Annotated in this window: 31 protein-coding genes and 2 pseudogenes; 13 read left to right on the top strand and 20 right to left on the bottom strand. The window is 67.8% G+C overall.

Annotated features, from left to right (window positions below; all coding sequences use genetic code 11):
• Positions 1-51 precede the first annotated feature (51 nt).
• Positions 52-1527 (top strand): NAD(P)/FAD-dependent oxidoreductase, encoded by a 1476-nt coding sequence (locus tag A5651_RS06275; RefSeq protein ID WP_066976866.1) that lies wholly within the window; start codon positions 52-54, stop codon positions 1525-1527.
• 4 nt (positions 1528-1531) lie between these two features.
• Here the strand turns inward: A5651_RS06275 and rraA are convergent, their stop codons facing one another.
• Genes rraA through A5651_RS06235 form a run of 8 tightly spaced genes read right to left on the bottom strand, consistent with a single transcriptional unit; the run spans position 1532 to position 6512 of the window.
• Positions 1532-2011, bottom strand: coding sequence for a ribonuclease E activity regulator RraA (gene rraA, locus A5651_RS06270; protein WP_066976862.1), 480 nt, complete (start codon positions 2009-2011; stop codon positions 1532-1534).
• Positions 2012-2020: 9 nt separating this feature from the next.
• Complete coding sequence (locus tag A5651_RS06265; RefSeq protein WP_082943614.1) at positions 2021-2575, bottom strand: MerR family transcriptional regulator; 555 nt, start codon at positions 2573-2575, stop codon at positions 2021-2023.
• 59 nt (positions 2576-2634) lie between these two features.
• The gene (locus tag A5651_RS06260; protein WP_066976859.1) at positions 2635-3165 is read right to left on the bottom strand and encodes a hypothetical protein; all 531 of its coding nucleotides are present in this window, start codon (positions 3163-3165) and stop codon (positions 2635-2637) included.
• A 44-nt stretch (positions 3166-3209) separates the two neighbouring features.
• Complete coding sequence (locus A5651_RS06255; protein ID WP_066976856.1) at positions 3210-4163, bottom strand: copper resistance D family protein; 954 nt, start codon at positions 4161-4163, stop codon at positions 3210-3212.
• Positions 4139-4648: a copper resistance CopC family protein gene (locus A5651_RS06250; RefSeq protein WP_066976853.1), complete on the bottom strand. Its 510-nt coding sequence runs from the start codon at positions 4646-4648 to the stop codon at positions 4139-4141. The genes A5651_RS06255 and A5651_RS06250 overlap by 25 nt, the downstream gene beginning before the upstream one ends.
• Positions 4645-5289 carry a YcnI family protein gene (locus A5651_RS06245; RefSeq protein ID WP_156662664.1) on the bottom strand — a complete coding sequence of 215 codons (645 nt, stop codon included), beginning with the start codon at positions 5287-5289 and terminating at the stop codon, positions 4645-4647. The genes A5651_RS06250 and A5651_RS06245 overlap by 4 nt, the downstream gene beginning before the upstream one ends.
• Before the next feature lie 37 nt (positions 5290-5326).
• On the bottom strand, positions 5327-5848 hold the full coding sequence (locus tag A5651_RS06240; RefSeq protein ID WP_066976847.1) for a hypothetical protein: 522 nt from the start codon (positions 5846-5848) through the stop codon (positions 5327-5329).
• A 7-nt stretch (positions 5849-5855) separates the two neighbouring features.
• Positions 5856-6512 (bottom strand): DUF6474 family protein, encoded by a 657-nt coding sequence (locus A5651_RS06235; protein ID WP_066976844.1) that lies wholly within the window; start codon positions 6510-6512, stop codon positions 5856-5858.
• A 290-nt stretch (positions 6513-6802) separates the two neighbouring features.
• Between A5651_RS06235 and A5651_RS25655 the strand changes: the two genes are divergently transcribed.
• The 3 genes from A5651_RS25655 (at position 6803) to A5651_RS06220 (ending at position 9355) form a co-directional block, all read left to right on the top strand.
• Complete coding sequence (locus tag A5651_RS25655) at positions 6803-7621, top strand: hypothetical protein (protein ID WP_197496561.1); 819 nt, start codon at positions 6803-6805, stop codon at positions 7619-7621.
• A 64-nt stretch (positions 7622-7685) separates the two neighbouring features.
• A complete protein-coding gene (locus A5651_RS06225; RefSeq protein WP_066976841.1) occupies positions 7686-8177 on the top strand; it encodes an ImmA/IrrE family metallo-endopeptidase in 492 nt (163 codons plus the stop codon).
• Positions 8174-9355, top strand: coding sequence for a hypothetical protein (locus tag A5651_RS06220; RefSeq protein WP_066976838.1), 1182 nt, complete (start codon positions 8174-8176; stop codon positions 9353-9355). Before A5651_RS06225 ends, A5651_RS06220 begins: the two co-directional genes overlap by 4 nt.
• Before the next feature lie 51 nt (positions 9356-9406).
• On the opposite strand, the gene A5651_RS06215 is transcribed toward A5651_RS06220, so the two are convergent.
• The 3 genes from A5651_RS06215 to A5651_RS06205 form a co-directional block, all read right to left on the bottom strand.
• Complete coding sequence (locus A5651_RS06215; RefSeq protein ID WP_066977288.1) at positions 9407-9805, bottom strand: helix-turn-helix transcriptional regulator; 399 nt, start codon at positions 9803-9805, stop codon at positions 9407-9409.
• 445 nt (positions 9806-10250) lie between these two features.
• A complete protein-coding gene (locus A5651_RS06210) occupies positions 10251-10784 on the bottom strand; it encodes a peptidase (RefSeq protein ID WP_066976834.1) in 534 nt (177 codons plus the stop codon).
• A 102-nt stretch (positions 10785-10886) separates the two neighbouring features.
• Positions 10887-11165, bottom strand: coding sequence for a S26 family signal peptidase (locus A5651_RS06205; RefSeq protein WP_231988595.1), 279 nt, complete (start codon positions 11163-11165; stop codon positions 10887-10889).
• An 85-nt stretch (positions 11166-11250) separates the two neighbouring features.
• Between A5651_RS06205 and sodN the strand changes: the two genes are divergently transcribed.
• On the top strand, positions 11251-11673 hold the full coding sequence (sodN, locus tag A5651_RS06200; protein ID WP_066976828.1) for a superoxide dismutase, Ni: 423 nt from the start codon (positions 11251-11253) through the stop codon (positions 11671-11673).
• Positions 11674-11731: 58 nt separating this feature from the next.
• Here the strand turns inward: sodN and A5651_RS25650 are convergent, their stop codons facing one another.
• Positions 11732-11887, bottom strand: a complete 156-nt coding sequence (locus A5651_RS25650) for a hypothetical protein (protein ID WP_197496560.1) — start codon at positions 11885-11887, stop codon at positions 11732-11734.
• Positions 11888-12234: 347 nt separating this feature from the next.
• On the opposite strand from A5651_RS25650, the gene A5651_RS06195 reads away from it, so the two are divergent.
• Genes A5651_RS06195 through A5651_RS06185 form a run of 3 tightly spaced genes read left to right on the top strand, consistent with a single transcriptional unit; the run spans position 12235 to position 14478 of the window.
• Positions 12235-12579, top strand: coding sequence for a rhodanese-like domain-containing protein (locus A5651_RS06195; protein WP_066976825.1), 345 nt, complete (start codon positions 12235-12237; stop codon positions 12577-12579).
• A gap of 23 nt (positions 12580-12602) precedes the next feature.
• A complete protein-coding gene (locus tag A5651_RS06190; RefSeq protein ID WP_066976822.1) occupies positions 12603-13634 on the top strand; it encodes a DUF4328 domain-containing protein in 1032 nt (343 codons plus the stop codon).
• 4 nt (positions 13635-13638) lie between these two features.
• On the top strand, positions 13639-14478 hold the full coding sequence (locus A5651_RS06185; protein ID WP_066976819.1) for a glycerophosphodiester phosphodiesterase: 840 nt from the start codon (positions 13639-13641) through the stop codon (positions 14476-14478).
• Here the strand turns inward: A5651_RS06185 and A5651_RS06180 are convergent.
• The 3 genes from A5651_RS06180 to A5651_RS06170 are packed head-to-tail and all read right to left on the bottom strand — an operon-like array spanning position 14475 to position 17273.
• Positions 14475-15677, bottom strand: a complete 1203-nt coding sequence (locus tag A5651_RS06180; RefSeq protein ID WP_369803913.1) for an LCP family protein — start codon at positions 15675-15677, stop codon at positions 14475-14477. The genes A5651_RS06185 and A5651_RS06180 overlap by 4 nt on opposite strands.
• A 22-nt stretch (positions 15678-15699) precedes the next feature.
• Positions 15700-16461, bottom strand: a complete 762-nt coding sequence (locus tag A5651_RS06175; protein ID WP_066976816.1) for a CPBP family intramembrane glutamic endopeptidase — start codon at positions 16459-16461, stop codon at positions 15700-15702.
• A gap of 5 nt (positions 16462-16466) precedes the next feature.
• Entirely contained in the window at positions 16467-17273 is an 807-nt protein-coding gene (locus A5651_RS06170; protein WP_066976813.1) for a DUF2470 domain-containing protein, read from the bottom strand.
• 112 nt (positions 17274-17385) lie between these two features.
• Between A5651_RS06170 and pheA the strand changes: the two genes are divergently transcribed.
• Together pheA and A5651_RS06160 are read left to right on the top strand one after the other, a co-directional pair.
• Positions 17386-18294 carry a prephenate dehydratase gene (gene pheA / locus A5651_RS06165; RefSeq protein WP_066976809.1) on the top strand — a complete coding sequence of 303 codons (909 nt, stop codon included), beginning with the start codon at positions 17386-17388 and terminating at the stop codon, positions 18292-18294.
• The gene (locus A5651_RS06160) at positions 18291-18977 is read left to right on the top strand and encodes a histidine phosphatase family protein (protein ID WP_066977282.1); all 687 of its coding nucleotides are present in this window, start codon (positions 18291-18293) and stop codon (positions 18975-18977) included. The genes pheA and A5651_RS06160 overlap by 4 nt, the downstream gene beginning before the upstream one ends.
• Here the strand turns inward: A5651_RS06160 and A5651_RS25910 are convergent.
• Genes A5651_RS25910 through A5651_RS06150 form a run of 3 tightly spaced genes read right to left on the bottom strand, consistent with a single transcriptional unit; the run spans position 18932 to position 20968 of the window.
• Entirely contained in the window at positions 18932-19141 is a 210-nt protein-coding gene (locus A5651_RS25910; RefSeq protein WP_231988582.1) for a hypothetical protein, read from the bottom strand. The two genes, A5651_RS06160 and A5651_RS25910, sit on opposite strands and share 46 nt — an antisense overlap.
• A gap of 54 nt (positions 19142-19195) precedes the next feature.
• The gene (locus tag A5651_RS06155; protein WP_066976806.1) at positions 19196-19546 is read right to left on the bottom strand and encodes a metallopeptidase family protein; all 351 of its coding nucleotides are present in this window, start codon (positions 19544-19546) and stop codon (positions 19196-19198) included.
• A 6-nt stretch (positions 19547-19552) separates the two neighbouring features.
• The gene (locus A5651_RS06150) at positions 19553-20968 is read right to left on the bottom strand and encodes a septum formation family protein (RefSeq protein WP_066976803.1); all 1416 of its coding nucleotides are present in this window, start codon (positions 20966-20968) and stop codon (positions 19553-19555) included.
• 81 nt (positions 20969-21049) lie between these two features.
• Here A5651_RS06150 and serS point away from each other — a divergent pair.
• Together serS and A5651_RS24825 are read left to right on the top strand one after the other, a co-directional pair.
• Positions 21050-22307: pseudogene (gene serS / locus A5651_RS06145) on the top strand (serine--tRNA ligase).
• A gap of 35 nt (positions 22308-22342) precedes the next feature.
• A pseudogene (locus A5651_RS24825) lies at positions 22343-22647 on the top strand (glutathione-dependent formaldehyde dehydrogenase); the annotation flags it as partial.
• Between the two features lie 134 nt (positions 22648-22781).
• Here the strand turns inward: A5651_RS24825 and A5651_RS06135 are convergent.
• Together A5651_RS06135 and A5651_RS06130 are read right to left on the bottom strand one after the other, a co-directional pair.
• Entirely contained in the window at positions 22782-23123 is a 342-nt protein-coding gene (locus tag A5651_RS06135; protein ID WP_066976798.1) for a hypothetical protein, read from the bottom strand.
• Complete coding sequence (locus A5651_RS06130; RefSeq protein ID WP_066976793.1) at positions 23120-24697, bottom strand: Rieske 2Fe-2S domain-containing protein; 1578 nt, start codon at positions 24695-24697, stop codon at positions 23120-23122. The genes A5651_RS06135 and A5651_RS06130 overlap by 4 nt, the downstream gene beginning before the upstream one ends.
• Before the next feature lie 91 nt (positions 24698-24788).
• Between A5651_RS06130 and A5651_RS06125 the strand changes: the two genes are divergently transcribed.
• A complete protein-coding gene (locus A5651_RS06125; RefSeq protein ID WP_066976790.1) occupies positions 24789-25565 on the top strand; it encodes a 1-acyl-sn-glycerol-3-phosphate acyltransferase in 777 nt (258 codons plus the stop codon).
• Position 25566 lies beyond the last annotated feature (1 nt).

The following is a 25566-nucleotide window of genomic DNA, read 5'->3' as shown; positions in this document are numbered from 1 at the left end:
AGTTTCAACGCACTGTTGACTAGATCGACACCGTGTTGATAGCTTTACACCATGACTGAATTTGTCGACGTCGTCATCGTCGGGGCTGGTATCTCCGGCATCAGCGCGGCATGGCACCTGCAGAACCGCTGCCCGAACAAGAGCTACGTCATCCTGGAGCGGCGGGAGAACCTCGGCGGTACCTGGGACCTGTTCAAGTACCCGGGTCTGCGATCGGACTCCGACATGTACACACTCGGCTTCCGGTTCAAGCCCTACCTCGACGAGCAGGCAATCGCCGAGGGGCCGAAGATCCTCGATTACCTGAAGGAAGCGGCAGCCGAAAACGGCATCGACAAGCACATGCGTTTCGGCCAGAACGTGGTCGGCGCCAACTGGTCCGACGCGGACAACCGCTGGACGTTGACCGTCGAGTCCGGCGGGCAGCGGCGCGAGATCAGTTGCGGGTTCCTGTTCGGCTGCACCGGCTACTACAACTACGCCGAGGGCTACTCGCCCGAGTTTCCCGCGGCCGACGATTTCGAGGGCACCATCGTGCACCCGCAGCACTGGCCCGAGGACCTCGACTACCAAGGCAAGAAGATCGTGGTCATCGGTAGCGGCGCCACCGCCGTCACGCTGATTCCGGCGCTGATCCGGTCGGGGTCGGGGCACGTGACGATGCTGCAGCGCACGCCGACCTACATCGCCGGTATGCCCGACACCGATGCTTTTGCGGCGAAGGCCGCGAAGTGGCTGCCCGAGAAGGCGGCGTACACGGCGATCCGCTGGAAGGCAATCCTGCAGAGCACGATCCAGTATCAGATCGCCCGGAATTTCCCGAACGTCTTCAAGAAGGCCCTGCGCCAAATGGGTGAGCGCAGGCTGCCCGAGGGGTTCGACTACGACAAGCACTTCGTGCCGAACTACAAGCCATGGGATCAGCGGGTGTGCCTGGCACCCAACGGCGATCTGTTCAAAGAAATCCGCAAGGGGCACGCCGACGTCGTCACCGACACCATCGAACGGTTCACCAAGACCGGTATCAAGCTGACCTCGGGTGAGGAGCTTGCCGCCGACATCGTCATCACCGCAACGGGTTTGAACATGCAGCTGCTCGGTGGCCTGAAGCCGACAAAGAACGGCCGGGAAATCGACCTGACGTCGCTGATGACCTACAAGGGCCTGATGTTCTCTGGTATCCCGAACTTCGCGATGACGTTCGGCTACACGAACTCGTCGTGGACGCTGAAGGCCGATCTAGTGTCCGAATTCGTGTGCCGGCTGCTGAATTACATGGACGACAACGGATTCGACCGCGTCGAGCCCCAGCATCCGGGCGACAGCGTGGACGAGCTGCCGTTCATGGACTTCTCACCCGGTTACTTCAAGCGCTCCGAGCATATGTTGCCGAAGTCGGGATCACGGGCTCCGTGGCGGCTCAAGCAGAACTACCTGTTCGACATGCGGATGATCCGGTACGGCAAGGTCGACGAAGAGTCGCTGCAGTTCACGAAACACCGTGCGGCGGTGGCGGCTTCGGCGTAGCGCCTCAGCCGGCGACGACGACGATCCCGTCGTCGTCGCTGTAGGCGACGTCGCCGGGGACGAAGGCGACCCCGCCGAACTCGACGGTGATGTCACGCTCGCCGGCTCCGGTCTTGCTGCTTTTGCGCGGGTTGGTGCCCAGCGCCTTGACGCCGATGTCCAGCGTCCGTAGCGTCGCGGCGTCGCGCACCGCGCCGTTGATGATCAAGCCGACCCAGCCGTTGTCGACGCCGAGCCCGGCGATGACATCGCCGACCAGGGCGCTGTGCAGCGAGCCGTTGCCGTCGATCACCAGCACACCGCCGTTACCCGGTTCGGAGAGAACCGATTTCAGCAAGGCGTTGTCCTCGAAGCACCTGACCGTGGTGATGGGCCCGGCGAATTGCGGGCGGCCGCCGAGCTGCCGCAGCTGCAAATCGCAGCTGCGCACGTCGGGACCGATCTCGTCGACGAGGTCTGCGGTGGCGCGGGGTTCGATGGTCACCCGTCGATGCTAGCGAGCGTGGCGCGCGACAACGATGTCGTGCAGAAACCGCGCCAGCTTGTCGGCCTGATCGCCGTCCAGTCGTCCCTTCGTGAAGTCCGCGGACCGCCGCTGCGATTGCCGCCACGGGTCGGTATCATCCCACCTCTGCTGCACCTCCTCGGCGTACTGCCCGCCAAATGCGGTGGTTCCGAAGATCTCGACCTGTTCCTCCGCGCTGAGCGGAATCCCGTTGCGGTGTGCGCTAATCAGTTCCTCCACTGCCTTGATGGTGTCGCGAAGCCGGTCGGCCTTTTCGGTCAGCAGCGCGTGCTGCCGCTGCAGGTGTGCCATCACATCGGCGTCACAGTCGTCGAGCAGCGTGCGGATCTCGTCTAGCGGCAGTCCGACCGCGCGGTAGACGAGCACGACATGCAGCCGCTCGATGTCGGTGTCGGTGTAGCCGCGATAGCCCGCAGGCGTAGGGACGCCGGGCACCACCAGACCGATGTGGTGGTAGTGGTGCAGGGTGCGCACGGAGACACCCGTGAGGGCGGCTACCTCTCCGACGGTCTTGGCGTCCATGCCGCCAGTGTGGGCTCTGACGTCACGTGAGGGTTCAAGCGCCTTTCCGCCAATCGCTGTCAGTCCTCGCCGTGCCGGCGGATGACCAACACCAACAGGATCGCGAGGACACCCGCGGCAATCGCCGCGGCGATCGGTATCCGCGAGGGTGCGGGTCCGACCAGCGGCGCCGGGGCCGGTCCGGTCGCCGGGTTACTCGCGGCGGCGACTGTCTTTTTGGCCTGTGCCGCGACCTCCTTGGCCGCGTCGGCGACATTGCCCGCGCCGTTGGTGTCAGGCGATTTGGGTGCGGCCTCGGGCGGCGCTTTCTTGGCGGGTGCCTTCTTGGGCGCCCCCTTTTTCGCCGGGGCGGCTTTCTTGGCCGCCTTCGCCGGCACCTTCTTGGGTGTCTTGGCGGGCGCCTTCTTGGCGGCCTTCTTCGCGGCTTTCTTGGCGGACTTCTTGGCCGGAGGGGCCGGAGGCGGCGGTGCTGGCGGCTCGGCGGCGGGCGGCTCGGGCGCAGGCCGCCCGGCAGGCGCAGCGTCTAAGAACTGCGGCGCGGCCGGGGGAGCGCCCCGCTTCTCGTCGGGTCGATCCTGCGGGTCGGCCATCAGGCTGCTCCTTTGCAGTGTCTCGTCCTCAAAGCCATTCCACCCTAACCGGTAACCGACAGCGCGGCGGCCATGGTCAGGGCCACCGTCATGATTGCCAGCTCGGTCAGCGACCGCCACCGCGACACATACGCCGTGGCCCGGTGGGACTTCGCCGCGGGCAACCACCGGGCGCGGTTACGCCACGCCAGCGCTATCAGCAGGGCGGTCAGGATGATCTTTGTCAGCAACAGCCGCCCGTAACCCGTGGCGAACAACTGCGACGGCGAACCCAGCACGGCAAGTGCGCCCATCACGCCGCCGGCCAGCAACGCCAGCACGCACGCCAACGACAGCTCGGAAAATTTCGGCAGCACCCGAGCCCACTGACCGCGGTGCTCCACGGTCAACGCCAGCGCCGCCAACGCCCCGCACCACGTCGCGGCGGCCAGCACATGGATCGCGACCGCGACGGCGCCGAGCCCGCTGGCCGACGTGTGGCCACCGATCGTGCGTGCGGCCAGACCGATCGCCGTAACCCCCACAATGGCGACGGCCGCGGCCTGCGTCCTCACCCCGGCCAGCGCCACGATTAGCACCAGGAGGGCCGCCACGACGCTAAACAGACCCGACCGCCCCGTCGACGTCGTCCAGGCGAACTGGGCCGTGGCCGCGACCCCGACCCGGCTGAGCGGGACAGCAGCGGCCTCGGCGGCACCGACCGCGAGACGGCACATCTCGGCGAGCAGCCAGAGACCGGCCGCCCTCACCAACGGCCGGCCAGCGCGCAGCACCAACTCGGCACGGTGACGGCCGGCGTCGAGCATCGGCGCCACCGCCAGGCCGAGCGTGGCGACGGCCGCGCAGTCGGCGAACGCGCGCACCACCGTGGCAGCAGGCGCCGCCTGGTCGAACGCCACCGCCCAGGCCGCGGCCGAGGCGGCCAGCACGACGGCGATGACGCTTAGGCCGCCGAGCACGGCCCGGCGCCGGGTCACGGCTTGCGCCGCGCCGTCCATGCGGTGGCGCCGCCGATGATCAGTGCACCCGCAATCAGGAACGGCCACACCGGAATTCCGCCGTCACCGGTGTCGGCCGGCTGAGCCGCCGGCGGACCGGGCGTGCCGGTGCCCGCCGCTGTGAGCCGGAACGTCCACGAACCCGACACCGGATGACCGTCGGCCGAAGTCACCCGGTAGTTCACCGTGTAGGTGCCCGCCGGGCCAAGCGGCCGCACGTCGACGGTGATCACGGCACCGGCCACCCGCGCGTCACCCGTCGACCACAGGTTCTTGTCGGGACCGACGACGGTCATCGCAGCGAACTGCGGCTGCAACGCCTCGTTGAACGTCGCGCTGACCCGTGGCGGGCCCTGCGTCAGCGCGGCATTGTCGGCGGGGTCGGTCGCGATCCGGGCGGCGTGCGCGGCCGCTACGGGCGCACCGGCAAGCGCCATCGCCGCCACGAGGGCGGTGATGAACGCGAACCGGACCGAACGGATCATGTGCGCCTGCGCGTGAGCAGCGCCGCGGCGATGCCGACCGCGGCCAGCACAAGCGCGCTACCGGCGAGCCATCGGGCCGAGTTGTCCACCGTGCGTGCGGCATTCGACGCCGTCATCTCGCGATCGTCGCCCACCGGCGTGCCGGTCAAGCTCACCACCGGTGCGGGGTGTTCGGGTTCCTGCCCCCCGGGCAGCGGCTGCTGGTCCCAGCGCACCACGGTGCCGTCGGAATAGGTCTGCGTTGCCGGGAAGGCGACGCTGTCACCCTCGGGCAACTTCACCGAGATCCGGAACAGAGCGAACTGGTCCGACGCGATGCCGGTCTTCGGGTCGGCCGTCCACGTGACCGAGCGGACTGTGCCGGCGGCGGTATCGCGGTCCAGGCTGGCGGTCCAGCCGGGCATGACTTCGGCGCGAGCCGATGCCACATTCGGCAGGGTGACGCTCAATTGGGTTGTCACAGCACCGGTTTCGGACTCACCCGGAACCCGGAAGGTCACCACCGAGGTGCTACCCGGCGTGGGATTGTCGGCTTCGGCTCGGACGTGGGCCGCCGCGGGCGCCGCGCACGCCAAGCCGATCGTCAGCGCGCCGGCGACGGTGATGAGGGCGCGTTTGGGCGCCATGGATGGGAAACGCATTGAAGATGTCGCTTTCGTGGAATAGGGGAACGGACGGTCAGCGGGCGCGGCTGACCGGCGGACCCCGATGCGACACCGAGGTCGCGAGCAGCAGCGACGAGCGCAACGGCTGATCGGCGCTCGCGGCGACGACCGTCATGCCCGGAATCGGCGCGGCGACCGGGCGCGTGGCGACGCCGACAGCACGTGACACCGCCCCGCACAGCCGGTCGCCCGCGGCGATCAGCACCGCGCCTGCGACCACGGCCACGGCGTGTGCGGCCATCATCGAGGGGGTCGGCGACACCGCCTGATGGTGCCCCGCCCCGGCGAGCATCACGTGGCCGACGAGCTGGGCGGTCGCGAGTAACCCGAGCAGCACGCGCACGTCCGCGGCGTGGGAGACGGTCGCGGCGAGCCCGCCGACCGTCGCGGAAAGCGCCACCAGCAGAACGACGGCCGCGCCCGCGGGGGCGGCCCCCGCGGCGGTGCCGTGGGCGGCGACGGCCAGGGCAGCGGTCAGCAGCCCCGCCGCCGTGCCCCGAAGAGGGGGCGCTGTGGTCGTCGGCTGCGCTCGCACGGTGTTGTCAGGCCACGCCGAGGCGGGCCATCAGATCGGCTTCGATGCCGTCGAGCTGCTGGGAGATCGAACTGTGCGCGGTGCGCCGCTTGGCCGACGGCATGTGCTCCGCGGCGGTGACGGCCGCCGAAAGATCGGTCAGCCGGTCGGTGATGGCGGCGACGAACTGCTTCGTCTCGGCATCCTTCGGCTTCTTGTCGGCTACCTGGCGCAGCGTCTGCTCGGCGCCTGCGATGCGGGCCGACAACGCAGCCCCGTGGCCTGAGAATTGGCCGAGCTGGCTGAGCGGCACACCCAGCTGGTCTGCCCGCCGTTGGTCGAGGAATCCGCGTGCAGCGATCGCGGCGCGGTAGGCCAGCGGCACCGCGATAGGGGCGAGCAACCGGGTGACGGTCAGCGTGCGGCGAATGCGCGTCGGCGACAGCAGCTTGCCTTCCCGAACCGCCTTGAGCTCGGCTTCAGCAACCTTCAGCGCATTCTTGTCGCTCTCCCGCTGCGCCCGTAGCTGAGCCTTGAGCGCCTTGGTCTCGGCCTTGTGTGCGGCCTTGATGCGACGGTTCTCGTTCTTCGCCGCAAGCTTGGCTTCCAGCTTCGCCTTGGCCTTGATGGCACGGGCCTCAGCTCGCCGAGTAGCGCGGCTTTTGCGTCGCTTGAACAGGGCCATACCCGGCCGCCTTCCCCGTCATCTCGTCGGCATCTGGCCATCGGTTCATGCGATGGCGCAGCACAACACTATCGCCTGCATCGCGGCGGGCGCTTGCGTGCCCCTTTCGGCGTATGGTGCGATCCACTAGCAAACGCTACTGTGCCCCTGTGCGACGATTGTCGCAGCGGTTGATTTCGTTGGGGGGCGGAGTCTCGAGAGGTGGTGACCGGGTGGCTTCGCGTGTCCGTGTAGCCGCGTCCGCATGCCTCGTAGCGTCTGGCCTGTTCCTCGCCGGTGCCGGTGGCGCGATGGCGATTGCGGAGCCCGGTCACAGCCATGGTGAGGCCGGCTCCGACCACGACAAGGGCGATAAAGACAGCGATAAAGACACCGTCGCCGATGCGGTCCGGCCCGCGTTCGACGTCAAAGCCGGCGGCAGCGACAGTGAGTCGGTTAGTGAGCTGCCCCGCCATCCCCGCTGGGGCAACGGTCGTCCTCCGCAGGGCACCCCCACCAAAGAGACCACCAAGCCGCCGTGTCCCGGCGATGGCGACGACCAGCCGCCGGGCGAGACTCCACCGCCGCCGCAGAGCGCTGGCGGTGGTGGGGGTGGTGGCGGGGGTGCGGCTGTCGCGCTTCCGCGATACACGCCGCCGCGCGTTCCCGACATGGTGCTGCCTGATCAGCTGAACCCCAGCCAGCCGGGCGACACCGCTGCGCTCGACGCGGGCGCGAACGCCGTCGCTGTCGCGCCCGTCGGACCGGCCGCCCCGATCGCTCTACCGGTGATCGTCGCACCGCCTCTCGGTCTCGGCGTGGGTGCGCGCGGCGCAGGCCCAGTGGCCGGGCCGCCGACGGCGCCGAGAGCCATGTCCGCGCAGCCGCCCGCCGGACGGATCCCGCCGCCGGCCAATGTGGGCAGCGCTGCCGCGTCATCACATTCCACCTATCGGGTCGGGTACAGCGAGTATCTGCGCGGCGCGGGGTTGCCGCAGGTGGCGGCCTTGGCTGTGCCGGGCGTCGTCGGCATTCTGGTGTTGACCGGCGCCGGCGGCCTGATGGGATACCGGCAAGCAAGGGCGGGTCATGCCGTTCGGACCGGCGGCTCGGCTCGCTTCATGAGGTAGTAGGACAAACCGCCCCATCACAAGACTGGGCGGCGCATAGTGGATTACGTCGAGAGGGGGGCATATGCCAGCGAGCCGTCGGGTTACCCGCGCCGTCGGCGCGGTATTGGATCTCGCGCCGCGACGCGGTGAGATCTCGCTGCCACGTCTCGTCGACGCGGTCAGCGAGGACCGCAAGCGGCCGATCGAATTGAAGACGGCGGACCTGCCGCCCGGCGTCTGCGGCCAGTGGCGCCAGTACGCCGACCGGGACGTGTTCCTGATCCAGAAAGGCCTGCCGGCCTGGGACCGCACGTTGGCCCACGAACTCGGGCACCTGGTGCTGGGCCACGAAGGCATCCCGGTGGTGCAAGCCGCCCGCGAGGAAACCGAAGTCGCCAGCTCCGAGCTGATCGGGTACATGCTCAACCAGCGAACTGGCTGCATGGGACCGAGCGGCGAAGACGCCGAGCAGGAGGCCGAGGACTTCGCAGCGCTGCTCATCTACCGCCTGGGCAGGTTGCCCTCCGACCGCTCCTCGATCGTGCAGGTTCGGCTCGGAGAGGCGTTTGGTTGATCATCTGGGTCATCGCCGGTCTGCTCGGACTTGCTACCGGCCTGCGCATCGGTTGGGCCCTGGTCAACAAACAGTCGCTGGTGAGCACCGCGATGATCCTGGCGCTGGGCAGCCTGGGAATGGTGGCCGCGCTCAACTGGCAACCGCTGACGCTGCTGCTGGACACCCTGCTGCAGTGGCCCAACGTGTCGATGGCGCTCAGCCAGGTCGCACTCGTCGCCTGCGCGGCGGGCAGCTGCGTGATGATCACCACGGTCTCCTCGCCGCGTAAACCCGCCACGCTTCGCCGTATCGCGCTGGCGCAGTACGCCATTGCGGTTGTCATCGCCGTTGCCACGCTCGTCGCGTTCTTCGCGGCGGGCCACCAGCCGGAGATGTCGCCCGATGAGTACCTGCGGCGCAACCTGGGCTCGAGCGGGACCGCGTCGTCCTGGCTGCTGCCGCTGCTGTATGTGCTTCTGGCGCTGACGCTGGTGTCGTGGGCCGGCATGCGTCACTCGAACCGCACCCGCCGCGGCCGGGCCCTGTTCGTGTTCACTGTCGGCATCGTGCTGATCGTGCTCGCCAGTGCGTTCTTCTTCCTGAGGGCCGTCGGCACCACCCAATTCGTCGGTGTCGGCGCGGCGGCCACCCTGTTGGGCTGCGCCATGGTGGTGGTGGCCGCGGGCTCACTGCTGCCCAGCGTTGAGGACTGGTTCGGGGCGCGGCGCGAGCTGCGGATGATCCAGCCGCTGCTCGACGAACTCGGCCAGCGGCATCCCGACGTCGGAATCGGGGTGCGTCCCAGGGGCCCGCTGGTGTTCCGGGTGGCCGAGCGGATGTCGCTGATCTCCGATGCGCTGTTTTTGGAGGCGACGGCCGCTGACGCCGCGCTGCGCCACCGCGTCGAGTCGTCCGGCGCGTCGGCCGAGCGGGACCTCGACAGTGACCTCGATGCTGAGATCACCGACTTGTCCGACGTCGAGCCGCCCGACGTGGAACCTGAAGAGCAGGCGCACGCGGTGGCGGAGTGGATCTACGCGGGCCGCGGCGAAACGGACGCGGAAACCAAGCGTGCGCTGTTTCCCGGCCTGGGCTGGTTGCGCCAGCCAACCACCTACTCAGACCGGGAGTGGATTCTTGCCATCGCTAAGCAGTACCGGGACCTGGAAAGGGCGGGTGTCGACGCCGGAACCTGAGGGTGAACCCCCGGTTACTTCGCCGGGGGTCGCGTTGAGACGCCCCGCGGGCTAATCGTCGAGGTGTTCCCTGCGGCGCAGTTCGTCGACCTTTTGGACAATGTCCTGTTGCGCTTCAGCGGATAGGCCGACCGTCCTTGCCGCAATACGGCGGACGCCCTCGTCACGCATGTTGGCCAGCCAGGTCAATTCCTTGTCCAGCTTCTCGTAGTACTCGTCGTCGGTGAAGTAAGCCGGCTTGATCCGGAAGAAGTTGGCAAGCGCTGCCATGGTGGCTGCCGATGGATTCGTACGGTTGCCTGAACGCAGCTGAGAGAGGTACGGAGCCGACATGGTGATGCCCTCCGCCTTGAGAGCCGCGATCACCTCCGCCGACGTGTGAGGGCCTCGCCCGGGCGGGTAAACCGTGTCGAACAGGCGGTTTAGGCGGGCGGAGAACGTCTTGCTCATCGATTTGACCTCCACTGCTGGCAAGAGCGATTTTTCTAGGCGGCGTATTTGCTGATCATCGTAGCGAGAGTTGTGCCAACAACCAAGTGCAAACCACGGAAAAGTTAACCCAGCTGTTTTGCCGGGGCCCTCGATAGTGCAATAAGCAGCGGGTTTGGACTATATCGCAAGGATGTCTCAAGTTGTGGTCAAGCAAATTCCGACCGAGGCGTTCCAGACTCTTAGCTCCGAGGTCCGCGCCCACTGGCCAGCGGTCGATTTCGACAGCTCCGGGCAACGAGTCGGCCCAGCACAATAGCGAGTCAGAATGTTTGCTGGATTCATACCCTCTCGGATCAGCTCATGCGCGCGCGGGGGTCGGCGCCACTGCGGCGATTGCCAGCCGCAGGCGCCCGGCATTGCTGCCGCTGTTGCCGCCCGTCTTGTCGTCGCTTTTGCTGTCGCGCTAGGCGGCGAGCAGCATTGCCAGGATGGCGGTGTCGGGATCGCTGATCGGATCGATGCCGACCCGGCTCACCATCGAGGTGACCGTGCCGTCCGATTCGGCCTCCACCCATGCGGCCCGGTGTTCGAGCCCGAGGTGCGGTAGACCCGGCAGCAGCACGCAGCCCGAGGCGGCGCCCGAGCACTCCGGCAACGACGGCGTGGTCTCCGACGGCGGATGCAGCATCAGCAGCGCGGGCGGTTGGTGCTCAGCGAAATGCCCTGGCGCAACCGCGTTCTCGCCGACGACGGGGCCTTCGGCCACGACAAGGCCGACGGTACCGGGCTCGGGGGAATCCGGCAGCTCTTCGCGGGCGCCGAAAATCGTTGTGGTGGCCAGCAATCCGGGGAGCGAGGCGACGCGCACGGCGACCTTCAAGACCTGTGCCCACTCCTTGGTCGAGTCCGGCCAACGACCGGACACCACGAATCCCTTGAGTGAACCGCGCGAATGGAAGGGCGCGATCTCGATCGCCCGACCTGAGCCCATCTCCATCTCATGCCTCCGCGCCTACGGTGTTCGGTTACCCGACACGGCTGTGGATCGATTTGACCAGAATGGGGCAGGTCAAACCTGGTCGCAAGCGGAACACGGCGGTTAGGGCGCGATTTTCGTCTTCACCGTCCACACCACGCGGTAGGAACCGGCCGCGGGCACCCAACCGAATTCGTGGGAGTCCGCCGCCCCGGCCGCGCGTGAATTGTCCGAGCGCGCTTCGAATATCGCGCCTCGGCCGCGGCCGTAGACATCGCCGACGCGCTTGATGAGCCAGCGGCTCGACTTCCGCGGGTCCCGGAACACCCGCAACTGCCCCCGCCGCAGGCGCCCGCCCCGCAGGGCCACCAAGCCGTCGCCGGGATCGAGCGCCGGGCGCATGGACTCGTCGACCACCCGGAATGTCCGTAGCGGCCGAAGGCGAAGGGCATGGTTGCACCGCACAGTGGAAGGGTAGGTTAGGGCCATGCTGCATCGACTCTTCTCCAACGCCACTGAAGCCCATGCCCACTGCGACCTGTACTGCGGTGTCTATGATCCGGCCCAGGCCAAGATCGAGGCGCTGTCGTGCCTGAAGACGATCCAGAAGTACCACGACTCAGACGACGACCATTTCAAGGCCCGCGCGATCATCATCAAGGAGCGCCAGGCCGAGGAGGTCAAGCATCACCTGATGGTGCTGTGGGCCGACTTCTTCACCAAGGACCACTTCGAACAGTTCCCGAACCTGCACCAGTTGTTCTGGGAGGGCGTGCACGGCGCCGGTGACGTCAAGAAGTCACTCGACGCCGCCGTCGCCGAGAAGCTGCTGAAGACCATCGACGAGATCGCCGACATCTTCTGGCAGACCGACAAGGGCAAGCAGATGGGCGTCTACCCGCCGGCCTGATCCCCTGACACGAAGCGGCCCTGGCTCTCATGGCGAGAACCAGCGCTGTTTTGGTGTGTCAGAACAAGACGATCAAGGCGAGGACCACCAGCAGCACGAGCGCGATCAGGCCCGCACGCACGCAGGCTATGAGCTGGCTGCGCGTATATGCGGGAGTGGACGACTGCCACTCAGACGACGTTGCGGACCCGGGTCCGACCGGATGCGACGTCATCTAGAACCCCCTGAACTGCAAAAACACGTGCCCACCCCGGTGAGATCTATCACAACTGGCTCTTGTGACGCCGATCATAGCCGGTTGGATGCCGAACGAACAATCGGCCCATTAGGGTTGCAAAGGTTAGAGCGGCAAGCGATTTCGCTAAGAGCCTGCTCAGCTGTTGATCACCGTTTGATAACGGTGGCGGGTTATCCACAGCCACGCCAAGGAAACGCACAGATTCGAAAGCTCAGGGGGCTTCCGGCCAGTGAGGCCCTGTGGATGAATCTGTGGAAACTGTGGATAGCCACACATTGCTGCTTGACGTGTGTCGATAAACTTCGGCCTCGTAGCATGAGGGCATGGCGGGGCCAGCAAGCGTTCGGCAGGCAGAGGTGTCAGACGTTCCGACGACTTTCGACGACTCGGTCGTCCTGCTCGATGTCAGGGAGCACGACGAGTGGCAGCGGGGCCATGCCCCCGGCGCGCGGCACATTCCCATGGGCGAGGTGCCTGCGCGTCTCGGCGAGCTCGACGCCGACGCTGACCTCTATGTCGTCTGTCATCTCGGCGGCCGATCCATGCGGGTGGCCCAATATCTCGCGCAGAACGGCTACACGCCGATCAACGTCACCGGCGGCATGCAGGCGTGGGCCGAGGCGGGCAGGCCGGTGGTCACCGACGGCGGCGGTGCGGGCACCGTCTGAGCGACCGTCGCTAGGCTGGTCGAATGATCCAGGTGTGTTCCCGCTGCGGGACGCGGTGGAACGTGCGCGACAGGCAGCGTGTCTGGTGCCCGCGCTGTAACGGCAGCCTGCTGGCGCCGGGCACCACGCCACCGCCGTCGGAGTGGAGCGCACGCCCGTCCGCGCCCCCGGTTCCGCCCACCGGACACGCCGTCCCGAAGAACCCGCCGCGGCTGCCGCCGGGCTACCGCTGGATCGCGGTGCGCCCCGGCGCTGCCCCGCCGCCGCGCAGACGGCCGCGTCATCTCGGTCCCACGCCGCGCTACGCCACGATTCCGCGCTGGGGCCTCGTCGAGCACTTCGACACCGACCAGGCCCGCCAGCAGGACGCCCTGCGGCGCGGCCCGTCGTCAGCAGCGCTGCGAGCCACCCTGATCGCCACGATTGCGGTGTTCGGGGTCGCGGCCTTCGTGCACATCGTGCGGTACGTGCTGTTGATCATCAACCGCGACGTGTTGCTCAATCCGATCGTGGCGTGGGCCGCGACCTGGCTGGGCGTCGTCACCAGCGTGGCAGCGCTGTTCCTGTTGTTCGCGACGTTCGTGCTGTTGACCAACTGGCTGATCGCCCGGCGCGCGGCGGCCTTCAATCATGTTGGGCGACAAGAACATCGGCCGATATGGGCATTGTGGGTCGGCTGTCTGGTGCCGTTCGTGAACTTGGCGTGGGCGCCGGTCTTCGTGTTCGAACTGGCCAGCGTCGAAGATGCGCTCAGCCGACTGCGTCGACCGATCACGGTGTGGTGGATCGTCTGGGTGCTGTCCACCGCGGTGTCGATCTTCTCGATCGCCACCAGCTTCACCACCGATGCGCAGGGCATCGCCGACAACACGGTGACGACGATCGTCGCCTACCTCATCGCGATGGCGACTCTGGTGCTGGTGGCGCGGGTCGTGCTGGGCTTCGAGCGCCGTCCGGTCGAGAAGCCGGCCACGCGATGGGTGGTCGTCCCCGACCAATCTGACCCCGAATCCAGCGGTCCAGTTGAGACCCACGGCCAGAACCCGGCAGCATAGCCCTATGAATTCGGGTGACGCCGGCGCCGGCCAGGGCCTCGGCGGTCACCCCTTCGTGGTGGCCCACCGGGGCGCGTCGGCGGACCGCCCCGAGCACACGCTGGCCGCATACGAGTTGGCGTTGCAGGAAGGCGCCGACGGCGTCGAATGTGACGTCCGGCTGACCCGCGACGGGCACCTGGTGTGCTTGCACGACCGCCGGGTGGACCGCACCTCCAACGGCACCGGTCTGGTCAGCGAGATGTCGCTGGCCCAGTTGAAGGCCCTGGACTACGGATCCTGGCACGCCAGCTGGCGGGCCGACGGCACACAGGGCGACACCGGTCTGCTCACCCTCGACGATCTGGTCAAGCTGGTGCTCGACTGGCACCGGCCGGTGAAGATCTTCATCGAGACCAAACATCCCGTGCGTTATGGGGCGCTGGTCGAGAGCAAGGTGCTCGCACTGCTGCACCGCTACGGCATCGCCTCGCCAGCGTCGGCGGATTTATCGCGTGCGGTGGTGATGTCTTTCTCGGCGGCGGCCGTCTGGCGGATCCGGCGCGCGGCGCCGATGCTGCCCACCGTGCTACTGGGCGAGACGTCACGCTATCTCGGCGGCAGTGCTGCCACCACCGTCGGTGCCACCGCGGTCGGGCCGTCGATCATGACGTTGCGTGCACACCCCGAACTCGTCGACCGTGCAGCCGCCCAGGGCCGCGCGATGTACTGCTGGACCGTCGACCATTACGAGGATGTCCGCTACTGCCGCGACCTCGGCGTGGCCTGGGTGGCGACCAACCATCCCGGCCGCACCAAGGACTGGCTGCAGAACGGCCTGACCGGGGCGGCGGGCCGGGACTAACGGATCGCGGCCGCGTCGAGCACATCCTGAGGCACCCGGGTGTCCGATCGCAGCGCGGCGAACAACTGGTCGGCGATCTCCTCGTCCCAGACCACGACCGAACCCGAATCGCTTCCGGTGAATTCACCGATCGGCACCGTGGTCCTGGTGATGTCACCGCGCAGGGCCCACGCGAGCCGGGCCAGATCCCAGACGTGGGCGCCGGTGTCGACCGTCAGCGAGTCCGCGGCGGCATGTGCCATCGGGTACCAGCGCAACGGGTTGAGCCAGACGCTCGGACTGCTCGCACGGTGCATCAGCGTCGACATGAACTGCCGTTGGTTGGCCATCCGGTCCAGGTCGGCGCGGGGTGTGGCGCGGGTGCGGACATACCCGAGCGCGTTGCGGCCGTCGAGTTCCTGACAGCCCGCGGGCAGGTCGATGCCCGCCAGCGGATCGGAAATCGGCTCCGGCGGACACATCGTCACCCCGCCAACGGCGTCGACAAGCCTTGCGAAGCCGTCGAATTCGACCTCGGCGTAGTGATCCAACCGCACACCGGTGGCCTGCTCGACGGTCTGCGCAAGAAGCGGCGCGCCGCCGAACGAGAACGAGGCGTTGATCTTGTCGGTGCCGTAGTCGGGGATCTCGACATACGAGTCGCGGGGGATCGAGACCATGGTGGTCGGGGTCCCCGACCAGGGCGCCGGGATGTGCACGAGCATGATCGTGTCGGTGTGACCGTTGCCGATATCGCCGCCGGTGCCCAATTCCTCTTGCTGTTCGGGTGTCAGCCCCTGGCGGCTGTCCGAGCCGACCAGCAGCCAGGTGGTGCCCCTGCCCTCGGCGGGCCGGTCGGTGTAGGCGGTGAGCGCCGGAATCCGGTGCAGCTTAATATCGACCCAGAACGCGGTGCCGATCACACCCACCGTGAGCAGCACCGCCACCAGGAACAGCGACAGCATGATGCGGCGCAAACGGCGCCTGGGCTTGCGGCGCGGCGCCGGCGGGGCGGGCGGTCGCCGTGGCGGCGGGGGTTGGCGCACAACGGGATTCGGCCACTGACGCGGCGGTGGCGGCGGGGGCGGAACGGAAGGGTAACGCCGCTGCGGAGTCGGCGGATTGGGCGGCCAGGTCGGCGGCGGGCGATTCGGGTCGCGACGGATGACCTGGGACGGCTCGCGCCGCCGCGGCGGCGGAGGCCGTCGATCGCCGTTCACACAGAGAATGTACGCGGTTCGGTCACGTCAGCCAGTTGAGATGCCTCGCGAGCAGGAGGTATCCCACGAACGCGACGGTGTCGATCACCCCGTGGGCGATGACGAGCGGCCACAGCCGTCCGGTACGCCGCCAGGTGTGGCCGAACACCAGGCCCATCGCCGCGTTACCGAGGCCCGCGCCCCAACCCTGATAGAGGTGGTACGCGCCGCGCAGCAGGCTGGTTGCCAGCAGCGCCACGGCGGGGCGCACCCGCAGCTGTTGCAGGCGGGTGAGCAGGAAGCCGACGACGATGACCTCTTCGGCCCAGCCATTGGCGAACGCAAGCAGGATCAGCACCGGGATGTACCACCACGGGTTCTCGTGCGTGGAGGGCACCACCGAGACGCTCAGGCCCAACGCCCGCGCGCCGACGTACAAACCGAGACCGGGCAGGCCGATGAGCGCGGCCAGCCCGAGGCCGCCCAGCACATCGAGCCCGCGGATCCGGCCCAGCCCGATGCGGGCCAGCCCAATACCGCTGCGCCACAATAGGTATAGGCCCAACGCCCCCCATGCCACGAGTTGTGCGACACGGGCCAGATTCAGCCCGAGGTTGATCAGGTCGAAGGGGGATAGCCGCGGGTTCAGCGCAACGGTCTGCTGGGACAGGTTGAGCAGGATCGCCTCGATGAGGTCGAGGCTCGCGGTGTAGGCGCTGAGCCCGAACGTCACCGCCAGCACGACGGCGATCTCGAGGCGCAACGCGCGCCGGTCGGCATCGGAGCTCTCCTCGGGCGCGGTCACCGAAGCTAGGCTAGCGGGCGTCTCGCCCGCAGGCCGTTGAGGAACGGGCACCCCATCAGGATCCTGATCGCCCGGCTGAGCCCGGTGACGTCGTCGACCGGGCTCGGGAAAGCCAGCCGCACGTCGTGGTCGCCGTCCTCGTTCTCCACCCGCAGCCGCATCCCATAGCGGTCCAGCCCCAGCGGCCGCACCCGGCCACGCCGCAGCGGTGTAGGCAGCCGGTCGGCGAGCCGGTCGATGACGTCGCGGTGGGCCGACTCGAGATGCTGCAACCAGGTGGACTCCATGGCGCAGAACGGGTCGGGACGCGCCTGTAGCAGCGCGGAGACGCCGACGGCCTCGGCTCCGGTGGAGTCCGCGACGACGACAGACTCGACCTCGAGGCGAACCAGGGTGAGCTTGGTGTCGCCGTCGGTGGTGTTCACCCCCAGCAGCGCCGGGTTGGGGTCGGCGGCGGCGATCAGGTCCAGCATCCCGGTGATCTCCGAGTCGGGCACGGCCTGCAGCGCGCCCCGGATCCACACCAGCGATCGCACCGGCTCCCTCAGCGGCAGCGGGGCATAATCGGTCATCTCCAGCACGGCAGGCACGCCGGCTGCGCCCGCGGTGACCGTCCTCTCGGCGACGACGCCGTGCACGGGGATGGTGACGGCGAACGAGCCGTCGTCGAGCAGGTGGTGCACCGCGGTGGCAACCGGCTCGACCCCCTCGACCGCGATCATCGCGCCGCCGGCGCACACGCAGGTGCTGCGGATCCGCTCGGCCGTCGTTGGTGCCTTCGTCGTGGTGCCAGTCGTTGCCGGTGCAGCCATACCGTGCCTTCCCATCGTTAGGTGGCCCTAAGTTAGCGGACCCTAACTTGTCCGGCAAGGCCTTCGTCGCAGCTTCACCAGGGATTCGCCGCCCAGCCGATAGGGTTGGACGGTGCCGCGCATCGCATACCTCGGGCCAGAAGGAACGTTCACCGAGGCGGCGTTACGCGAGATGACAGCGGCGAACTTGGTGCCGTTGGCCGAGTTCGACGCCATCCCCGCGACGAGCCCGGCGGGCGCGGTGGAGATGCTGCGCGGCGGCGAGGCCGACTACGCGTGTGTGCCCATCGAGAACTCGATCGAGGGGTCCGTGCTGCCGACGCTGGACAGCCTCGCCAGCGGTCCCCCCGTCCAGATCGTCGCCGAGTTCACCCTCGAGATCGCATTCACCATCGCGGTGCGCGCCGGTGTCACCGCACCTGAAACGATCGCCGCCTATCCGGTGGCGCGCGCACAGGTGGCCCGGTGGGCTTCGGAAAATCTGCCGCACACCACATTCCAGCCCGCCGACTCCAACGCCGCGGCGGCCGCCGACGTCGCCGACGGCCGCGCCGACGCCGCGGTCACGACCGTCCTGGCCGCCCAGCGCTACGGGCTCGAGGTGCTGGCGTCCGGCGTCGTCGACGAACCCAATGCCAAGACGCGCTTCGTCCTGGTCGGCCCGCCGGGTCCGCCGCCGGCGAGCACCGGTGCCGATCGCACGTCGGTGGTGCTCGAACTCGACAATGTGCCCGGCGCGCTGGTGTCGGCGATGACCGAGTTCTCCATCCGCGACATCGACCTCACCCGCATCGAGTCCCGGCCCACCCGAAAAGAATTGGGCACCTATGTTTTCTTCCTCGACTGTGTTGGGCACATTGAGGACGACCCTGTCGCCGAGGCACTCAAAGCGCTGCATCGACGTTGTGCAGGTGTGAGATATCTGGGGTCATGGCCGACGGGATCGGCCGCCGGGGCACCGCCGCCGCGGCTGGACGAGGCGACTCGCTGGGTGAACGCACTGAGGAAAGGCAGGACATGAGTGGGCGGCTGGTGCTGGTCCGACACGGCCAGTCATACAGCAACGTCGCCCACCGACTCGACACCCGCCCGCCAGGCGCGGAGCTGACAGATCTCGGGCGTGCGCAGGCCCGCACCTTCGCCCGCAGTTGGCGGCACGATATCGGGTTGGTTGCGCATTCGATCGCGGTGCGTGCCACGCAGACGGCGACCGAGATCGCCGACGAGCGTGGGCTGGCGCCGGTGGCGATCGAGGGCATCCACGAGGCTCAGGTCGGCGAGCTGGAAGACCGCGACGACGACGCCGCCATCGCGGACTTCCAGACGGTGTATCACCGGTGGCACCGGGGTGACCTCGACGCCCGGTTGCCCGGTGGCGAGAGCGGACGCGACGTGCTCGACCGTTACGTCCCCGCATTGACCCAGCTGCGGCTGCGCTACCTCGACGACGACGCGTGGCGCGGGGACATCGTCGTGGTGAGCCACGGCGCGGCGATCCGGCTCACGGCCGCGACGCTGGCCGGCGTCGACGCCGGGTTCGCTCTTGACCATCACCTTGGCAACGCCGAATCCGTTGTGCTGGCGCCGATTACGGATGGCCGGTGGAGCTGCCTGCATTGGGGCGAGCTGGCGCCGCCGTTCTACCCGGAGCCCGAACGTCACCCCGTCGAGGACGCGCTCCAGTCGGTCGACCCGATGGGTTGAGCGCAAGTGCAGCCGATCGCCTCGCAGTCGATGACGAAGGCGTGCACGACTTCGGGTGTCACGCAGCCGTCCTCTGTGCATTCCGTCCACGCCAGCGCGTGGTGGATGACCGTGCCATGGCAGTGGTCGAGGCTGTCTCGACATCCGCGGCAATCAACATCCATAGGCCCGTTCATAGCACCAACGCCAGACAATCCGTGGTTGCCGCGCTGAAGGGCTCACCCCCAGCCGAGCTCGTGCAGCCGGTCGTCGTCGATGCCGAAGTGGTGGGCGATCTCGTGGATCACGGTGATGGCCACCTCGTCGACGACCTCATCCTCGGACTGGCAGATGTCTAGCAGCGCGTCGCGATAGATGGTGATGGTGTCGGGCAGCGACCCCGCATACCACGAGTCTCTTTCGGTGAGCGCGACACCGTGGTACAGGCCGAGAAGGTCGGGTTCCTCCGCGTTGCGGCCCTCGACGAGGACGACCACGTTGTCGATAGCCGCGGCAAGCTCGGGCGGGATCAGGTCCAGCGCGTCACCCACCAGCTCTTCAAACCGTTGCGGGCTCATCCGCACGGCCACTGGAGACTACGCCCCCGGCGGCGGAATGACGGGCTCGGCGGGCGCAGGTGCCGCCGGTGGGGCCTGCTCGACAGGCGGAGCTTCCGCGGGCGGCGGCGCGGCGGCCCCGGCGTCACCGGGCGGGGGCGCTTCGCCGGGCGGCGGACCGTTGAGGTAGGTATTGCCACCCGGTGCAGGCGGCGCGGACGTCGACGGCGACTGGGTAGCCGTGGCCTGACTCTGCTGGCCGTGCTGCGTCTGTGTGGACTGAGTGGACTGCGTCGACTGGGACGACTGGCTCGAATCGCTCTGGTCGTAGGTGCCGCTGCTCGAACCGGCCGACGACGACGTGTCGGGCATTGGGATCGGCGGGAAGTTCAGCCGCTCCTCGGGGATGTCCGGCGGCGGGACCGGGGGCTGGCCGTTGATCTGCAGCGGACCCTTGGCGCTATTGAGCAACGTGGACCAGCCGCCGTTGCCGAGTGTGGCGCCGATGCTGCACGACACCTGGTGGCTGCCTGCGGCCCAGCTCGGCAGCGACAGGGTGCTGTAGATCAGCGTCAGCGTGGTGCTGCGCAGCTGGATGGGCGCCAGGTAGGCATCCGTCATGCGCGTGCAGGCGTCCTTGATGTATGCGTCCTGCTCGGGTTCGGGCGGCAGGCCGTTGGGGAACTTCTCGGCGACGTTGACCGAGCCGGTCACCTCCATGGCATGCGGCCCCGCACAGTCCACCGGGATGTCGGTCGGCTGGTTGGTGGACGGGTCGATGCCCAGGCATGTGCCCGCCGGCCACACCTTGGACTGGTCGGTCTCGGCGACCTTGCCCTGGAATGCGAGCTGGGTGTTGTTGGGCCCAGGTAGCTGTAGACCGCACAGCATGCGCCGTTCGCCCGACTGCTTCCAGGCCTTGTCACCGGCCCACATCATGCTGACGGTGAACCGGCTGTTGGGGTCGAAGCGATCGCCGAGGTAGCGGCGCACCGACACCTGGCACTGCTCCTGGCTGATCTGCTGGATGCGCGACGGCGACGGCGGCGGGGCGTCGGGCCCGTACTCGCTGCCGGGGAAGGTGCGCATGTCGACCGATTCGGCCACCTCGAAACGGTGCTCGCCCTTGCAGTCGACGACTTCGGCCGCATCCGGGTTGCGCTCCGGCCAGTTCAGGCAGTCACCGGCCTTGGCCTTGCTGAAGGTCTCCGCACCGCGCAGCCCCAGGGCGATCGCGTTGGCCGGGCCTGCGTGGGGACCCTCCCCCCGCGGCAGCGCGGTCAGCACGCCCGCGATCAGCAGCCCGCCCAGCGCGGTCAACAGCAGCGCGCGACGGGTGGACGTGGCTTGCAAACTGCGCCACCACGCCACCTTTTCAGTGGGCTGTTTAGCCACTGATCCGGTGGGGTCGCCGGGAGCTTCTACCCGCTCGGGTGCATGCAACATCTGCTCTATTGTGACAGGCGCGCCGACCCATGTGACAAGTGAGGCAGATGTAAAGTTATGGGGTTGTGCCCTCGACGGTAGGGTTGCGCCGTGATCGACCTCAAAACGCTGCGCGAAGATCCGGATGCGGTACGGGCGTCACAACGCTCCCGTGGTGAGGACCCCGGCCTCGTCGACGCTTTGCTGGAGGCCGACGCGGCCCGTCGCGCCGCGGTGTCGGCCGCCGACAACCTGCGTGCCGAGCAGAAGGCCGCGAGCAAGTTGGTCGGCGCGCCTGTCAACGGAGGACCGACCGAAGCTGCTGGATCAGGCCAAGGCGCTGGCCGACAAGGTAAAGGCCGCCGAGGCGGCGCAGGCCGAGGCGGATAAGGCTTTCACCGCGGCGCACATGGCGATATCCAACGTGGTCCTCGCCGGCGTGCCCGCCGGTGGTGAAGACGACTTCGTGGTGCTCGACACCGTCGGCGAGCCGCCCCAGATTCCGGACCCGAAAGACCATGTAGCTCTTGGTGAATCGCTGGGGCTGTTCGACCTCGAGCGTGGCGCGAAGGTGTCAGGGGCGCGGTTCTACTTCCTCACCGGATACGGGGCACTGCTGCAGCTCGGCATCATGCAGCTCGCGGTGCGCCTCGCCGCTGACAACGGCTTCACGCTGATGATCCCGCCGGTGCTGGTTCGCCCCGAGATCATGGAGGGCACCGGGTTTCTTGGCGCGCACAGCGAGGAGGTGTACCGGCTCGAGGCCGACGACCTCTATTTGGTGGGCACCTCGGAGGTGCCGCTGGCCGGGTACCACTCAAACGAGATCCTGGACTTGTCGGCCGGTCCGCTGCGTTACGCGGGCTGGTCGTCATGCTTTCGGCGCGAGGCGGGTAGCCACGGCAAGGACACCCGCGGCATCATCCGCGTGCACCAGTTCGACAAGGTCGAAGGGTTCGTCTACTGCAAGCCCGAAGACGCTGTGGCCGAACACGATCGGCTGCTCGGCTGGGAGCGCCGGATGCTTGAGACCATCGGAGTGCCCTACCGGGTGATCGACATCGCCGCGGGCGATCTCGGTGCTTCGGCGGCCCGCAAGTACGACTGCGAGGCATGGATCCCGACGCAACAGACCTACCGGGAGCTGACCTCGACGTCGAACTGCACGACGTTTCAGGCTCGCCGGCTGGCGATCCGCTACCGCGACGAGAACGGCAGACCGCAACCGGCGGCCACCCTCAACGGCACCCTGGCGACCACACGCTGGCTGGTGGCGATCCTGGAGAATCACCAGCAGCCCGACGGCAGCGTGCGGGTGCCCGAAGCGCTGGTGCCGTTCGTCGGCACCGACGTGCTGCAGCCGCGCTGAGGCTTCTCCCGGCCGTCGCCGGGTATCGGACAGTGATGCAAGCGATGGTCTATCGCGGCCCGTACAAGATACGGGTCGAGGAAAAGGACATCCCGTCCATCGAGCATCCCAACGATGCGATCGTCGCGGCGGTTCGTGTTACTTCTGCGCCCGCGGCCTGTACTCCAACTGCCACAACGTGAACCCGAACGCGACGGCCGTCGGCGGCATCTACGGCTACTCCCACACGTGCGGCGGATACGACGGCGGCGAGGCGGAATTCGTGCGCGTGCCGTTCGCGGACGTCGGACCGGCGATCACCCCGGATTGGATGTCCGACGAGGACGCGCTGATGCGCACCAGGACGCCCTCCAATCGGGTTGACAAGGCGCACAATTGGATCGACCCGCTGATCGTCGGGGCGCCGTATCTGCTCGGCGGTGTCGTCGCGGCCAACGCGGTCCGCGCGGTCCGCAGGCGCGCGCACAAATTCTGCTAACGCGCCTGAAGCACCTCGTCGAGCTTGGCCAGAAACTCCTTGGGCCGCTGCGGTGTGAACGCCGGCTTGGGCCGTGTGCCGTCGACGTCGAGGGTCACCAGCGTGGACTTGATCGGCCGCCACACGTCCAATGGCAGCCAGCGGCGCAGATCGGCGCTGCCCCAGATGCGGAACCGCGCGTTGAACATTCCCAGCGACTCGGCCTTGTACCCGCGGATCGCCGACAGCGGAATGATCTTCGACGTTCCCGAGGGAAAGTGGTAGCGCCGCAAGGTGATTGCTTGCTGGTCGAGCTGGATCAGCCCGTCGTCGTACAACTGCTCGGGCGCGGCGCTCATATCTTCTCGCTTCCGCTGTCCTGCTCTATGCGTGCGCAGCGAAGCTCGTGGCCCTTCGATGTCAGACAGCGACCGTTCTCCAGGTTCCAGTGCCAGCCATGCAGGTTGCACGTCAGTGTCGCGCCCTCGACCACCCCGAACTTCGACAGGTCGGCCTTGAGGTGTGGGCAGCGCCGCTGCATGCGATAGCCGGCCATCTCGATGGTCGCGGTGTCGTCATGCGCCTCGGCGAACCAGCCGTCGGCATACGCGATGCGCTCATCGGTCAGGCACTTGAAGAACGTGTACAGGTATTCGTTGTAGCCGCCGACCCGCCACGCCCGGAACCGCGTCGACAGGAAGATCGTGTTGACCCAGTCGGGCTCCTCGTCGCGAAGCACCGTCCGCACCAGCTCCGGGGCGATGGCGAAGCCGTAGCGGAACTTCTCGTCCGGAATCGGTTCGCGCACAGCCCGTTTCGGGAAGTCCAGCACCACGGTTTCGGGCCCTAGCCGGAGCTCGACGGGATAGCCGATGCCGTCGCAGATCTGGTCGCTCTGGCTCATGACGGGCTCGAACCGGGCGCGCAGCGGTTCCAGCAGCGGCTCACCCTCGGCTGGTGCCCAGCGCGCCTTCTCGGCCGCCAGCACCGGCGCCATGCGCTCGGCGTAGGCCGCGATGTAGTCGGCCTTGCCCGAGGTGAACATCGCCGTGACCTCATCCTCGGGTATCGGGTGGGTCACCGAATTCAGTTGAGAGCCGGTGAGATCGGCGATCGAACCGGGGATCAGCAGCAGGCCGCCGTCATGGCCGTGGGCGCGCATCTGGTCCAGGAACACCATCTGGTCGGGAAAGATGTTCGCCGGGTCGCCGTGGTCGTCGTTGAGGTCGCGCAGCTCCTCGTCGAGGAAGCACGGCGGTCCCGCGGACGGGATCACCCATCTGGCCCCGACCTGGCTGATGTACTGGCGGCAGCGGTCCATCTGGCGTTGCCGCTTCTGCGTGCCGAACGCCTCCTTGGCCCGCGCAGGCATGTCGTAGACCATCGGATACCAGATGGCACCCGAGTACTGCAGCATGTGGACATCGACCTGACCGAAGTCCGCGTGCACCGTGTCCAGGTCGACCGGGCGGGCGTCGTTCATGTTGAACGCCACGGTCTCTCCGTCGTCGACGATGAGGCCGGAGTCGCCGATCGGGCCGTCGGCGGGGGCGCGCAATGCGATGATCATCACCGCCAGCTCGCCTTTGGGGCCGCTGACGGTGTGCTTGACGCTGTCGGTGGTCTCGAAGAACCGGTGAAAGCCCAGCTTCTCCAGTTCGCGCCGCAAATCCGGCACCGGGAAGTCGGGCAGCAGCACGACGGCGTCCTTGTTGACGTGCGCGCGCAGGTTCTCGGGATCGAAGTGGTCGGAGTGCAGATGCGAGATGTAGAGATAGTCGCAGTCGCCGAGCACGTTCCAGTCCAGCCCACTGTTGTCGGGAAACGGGAACCACGAGGCGAAGTACGCCGGGTTCACCCACGGGTCGCACAGGATGCTTCCGGCCTTGGTGTCGATGCGAAAACCGGCGTGGCCGACGCTGGTGACCTGCACGTATTGCCTTTCCTGCGGTGCGGGGGGTTCGCGTTGAGTTTAGTCCCCGCTGGGACGGGAGCACGCCACACGCCCGCGCTAGGCTGCCAGTGTGGAACCGGTATACGGCACTGTCATCCAACTCGCACGGCTGGTCTGGAAGCTGCAGGGGCTGACCTTCACCGTCACGGGAGTGGAGAATCTGCCGGTCAGCGGCGGCGCCGTCATCGCGATCAACCACACCAGCTACTTCGACTTCACCTTCGCGGGCCTGCCCGCCTACAAGCAGAAGCGCGGCCGCAAGGTCCGGTTCATGGCCAAGAAGGAAGTCTTCGACCACAAGATCACCGGCCCGATCATGCGCAGCCTGCGGCACATCGAGGTGGACCGCGCAGACGGGTCGGCGTCCTTCCAGGCGGCCTGCATGGCGCTCAAGGAAGGCGAACTCGTCGGCGTCTACCCCGAGGCGACCATCAGCCGCAGCTTCGAGATCAAGGAATGCAAGTCCGGCGCCGCGCGCATGGCCATCGCGTGTGACGTTCCGATCGTGCCGCACATCGTCTGGGGTGCTCAGCGCATCTGGACCAAGGACCACCCGAAGAAACTGTGGCGGCCGAAGGTGCCGATCTCGGTGGCCGTCGGCGAACCGATCATGCCCACTCTGCCCGCGCCCGAGTTGACCGCGCTGCTGCATTCGCGCATGCAGCACCTCCTCGAACAGGTGCAGGACGCCTACGGCCCGCATCCGCCCGGCGAGTTCTGGGTGCCGCGGCGGCTCGGCGGTGGCGCCCCGTCACTGGCCGAGGCGAACCGGATGGACGCTGAAGAGGCCGCGCGCAAGGCTGCCCGCCGCGAGCAGCCTGGTGACCCCGCGGGGGCTTCGGGCTAGC

The sequence above is a fragment of the Mycobacterium sp. 1274761.0 genome (genome assembly GCF_001668615.1).
Lineage (GTDB): Bacteria > Actinomycetota > Actinomycetes > Mycobacteriales > Mycobacteriaceae > Mycobacterium.
This window is presented reverse-complemented; position numbering and strand designations above follow the sequence as displayed.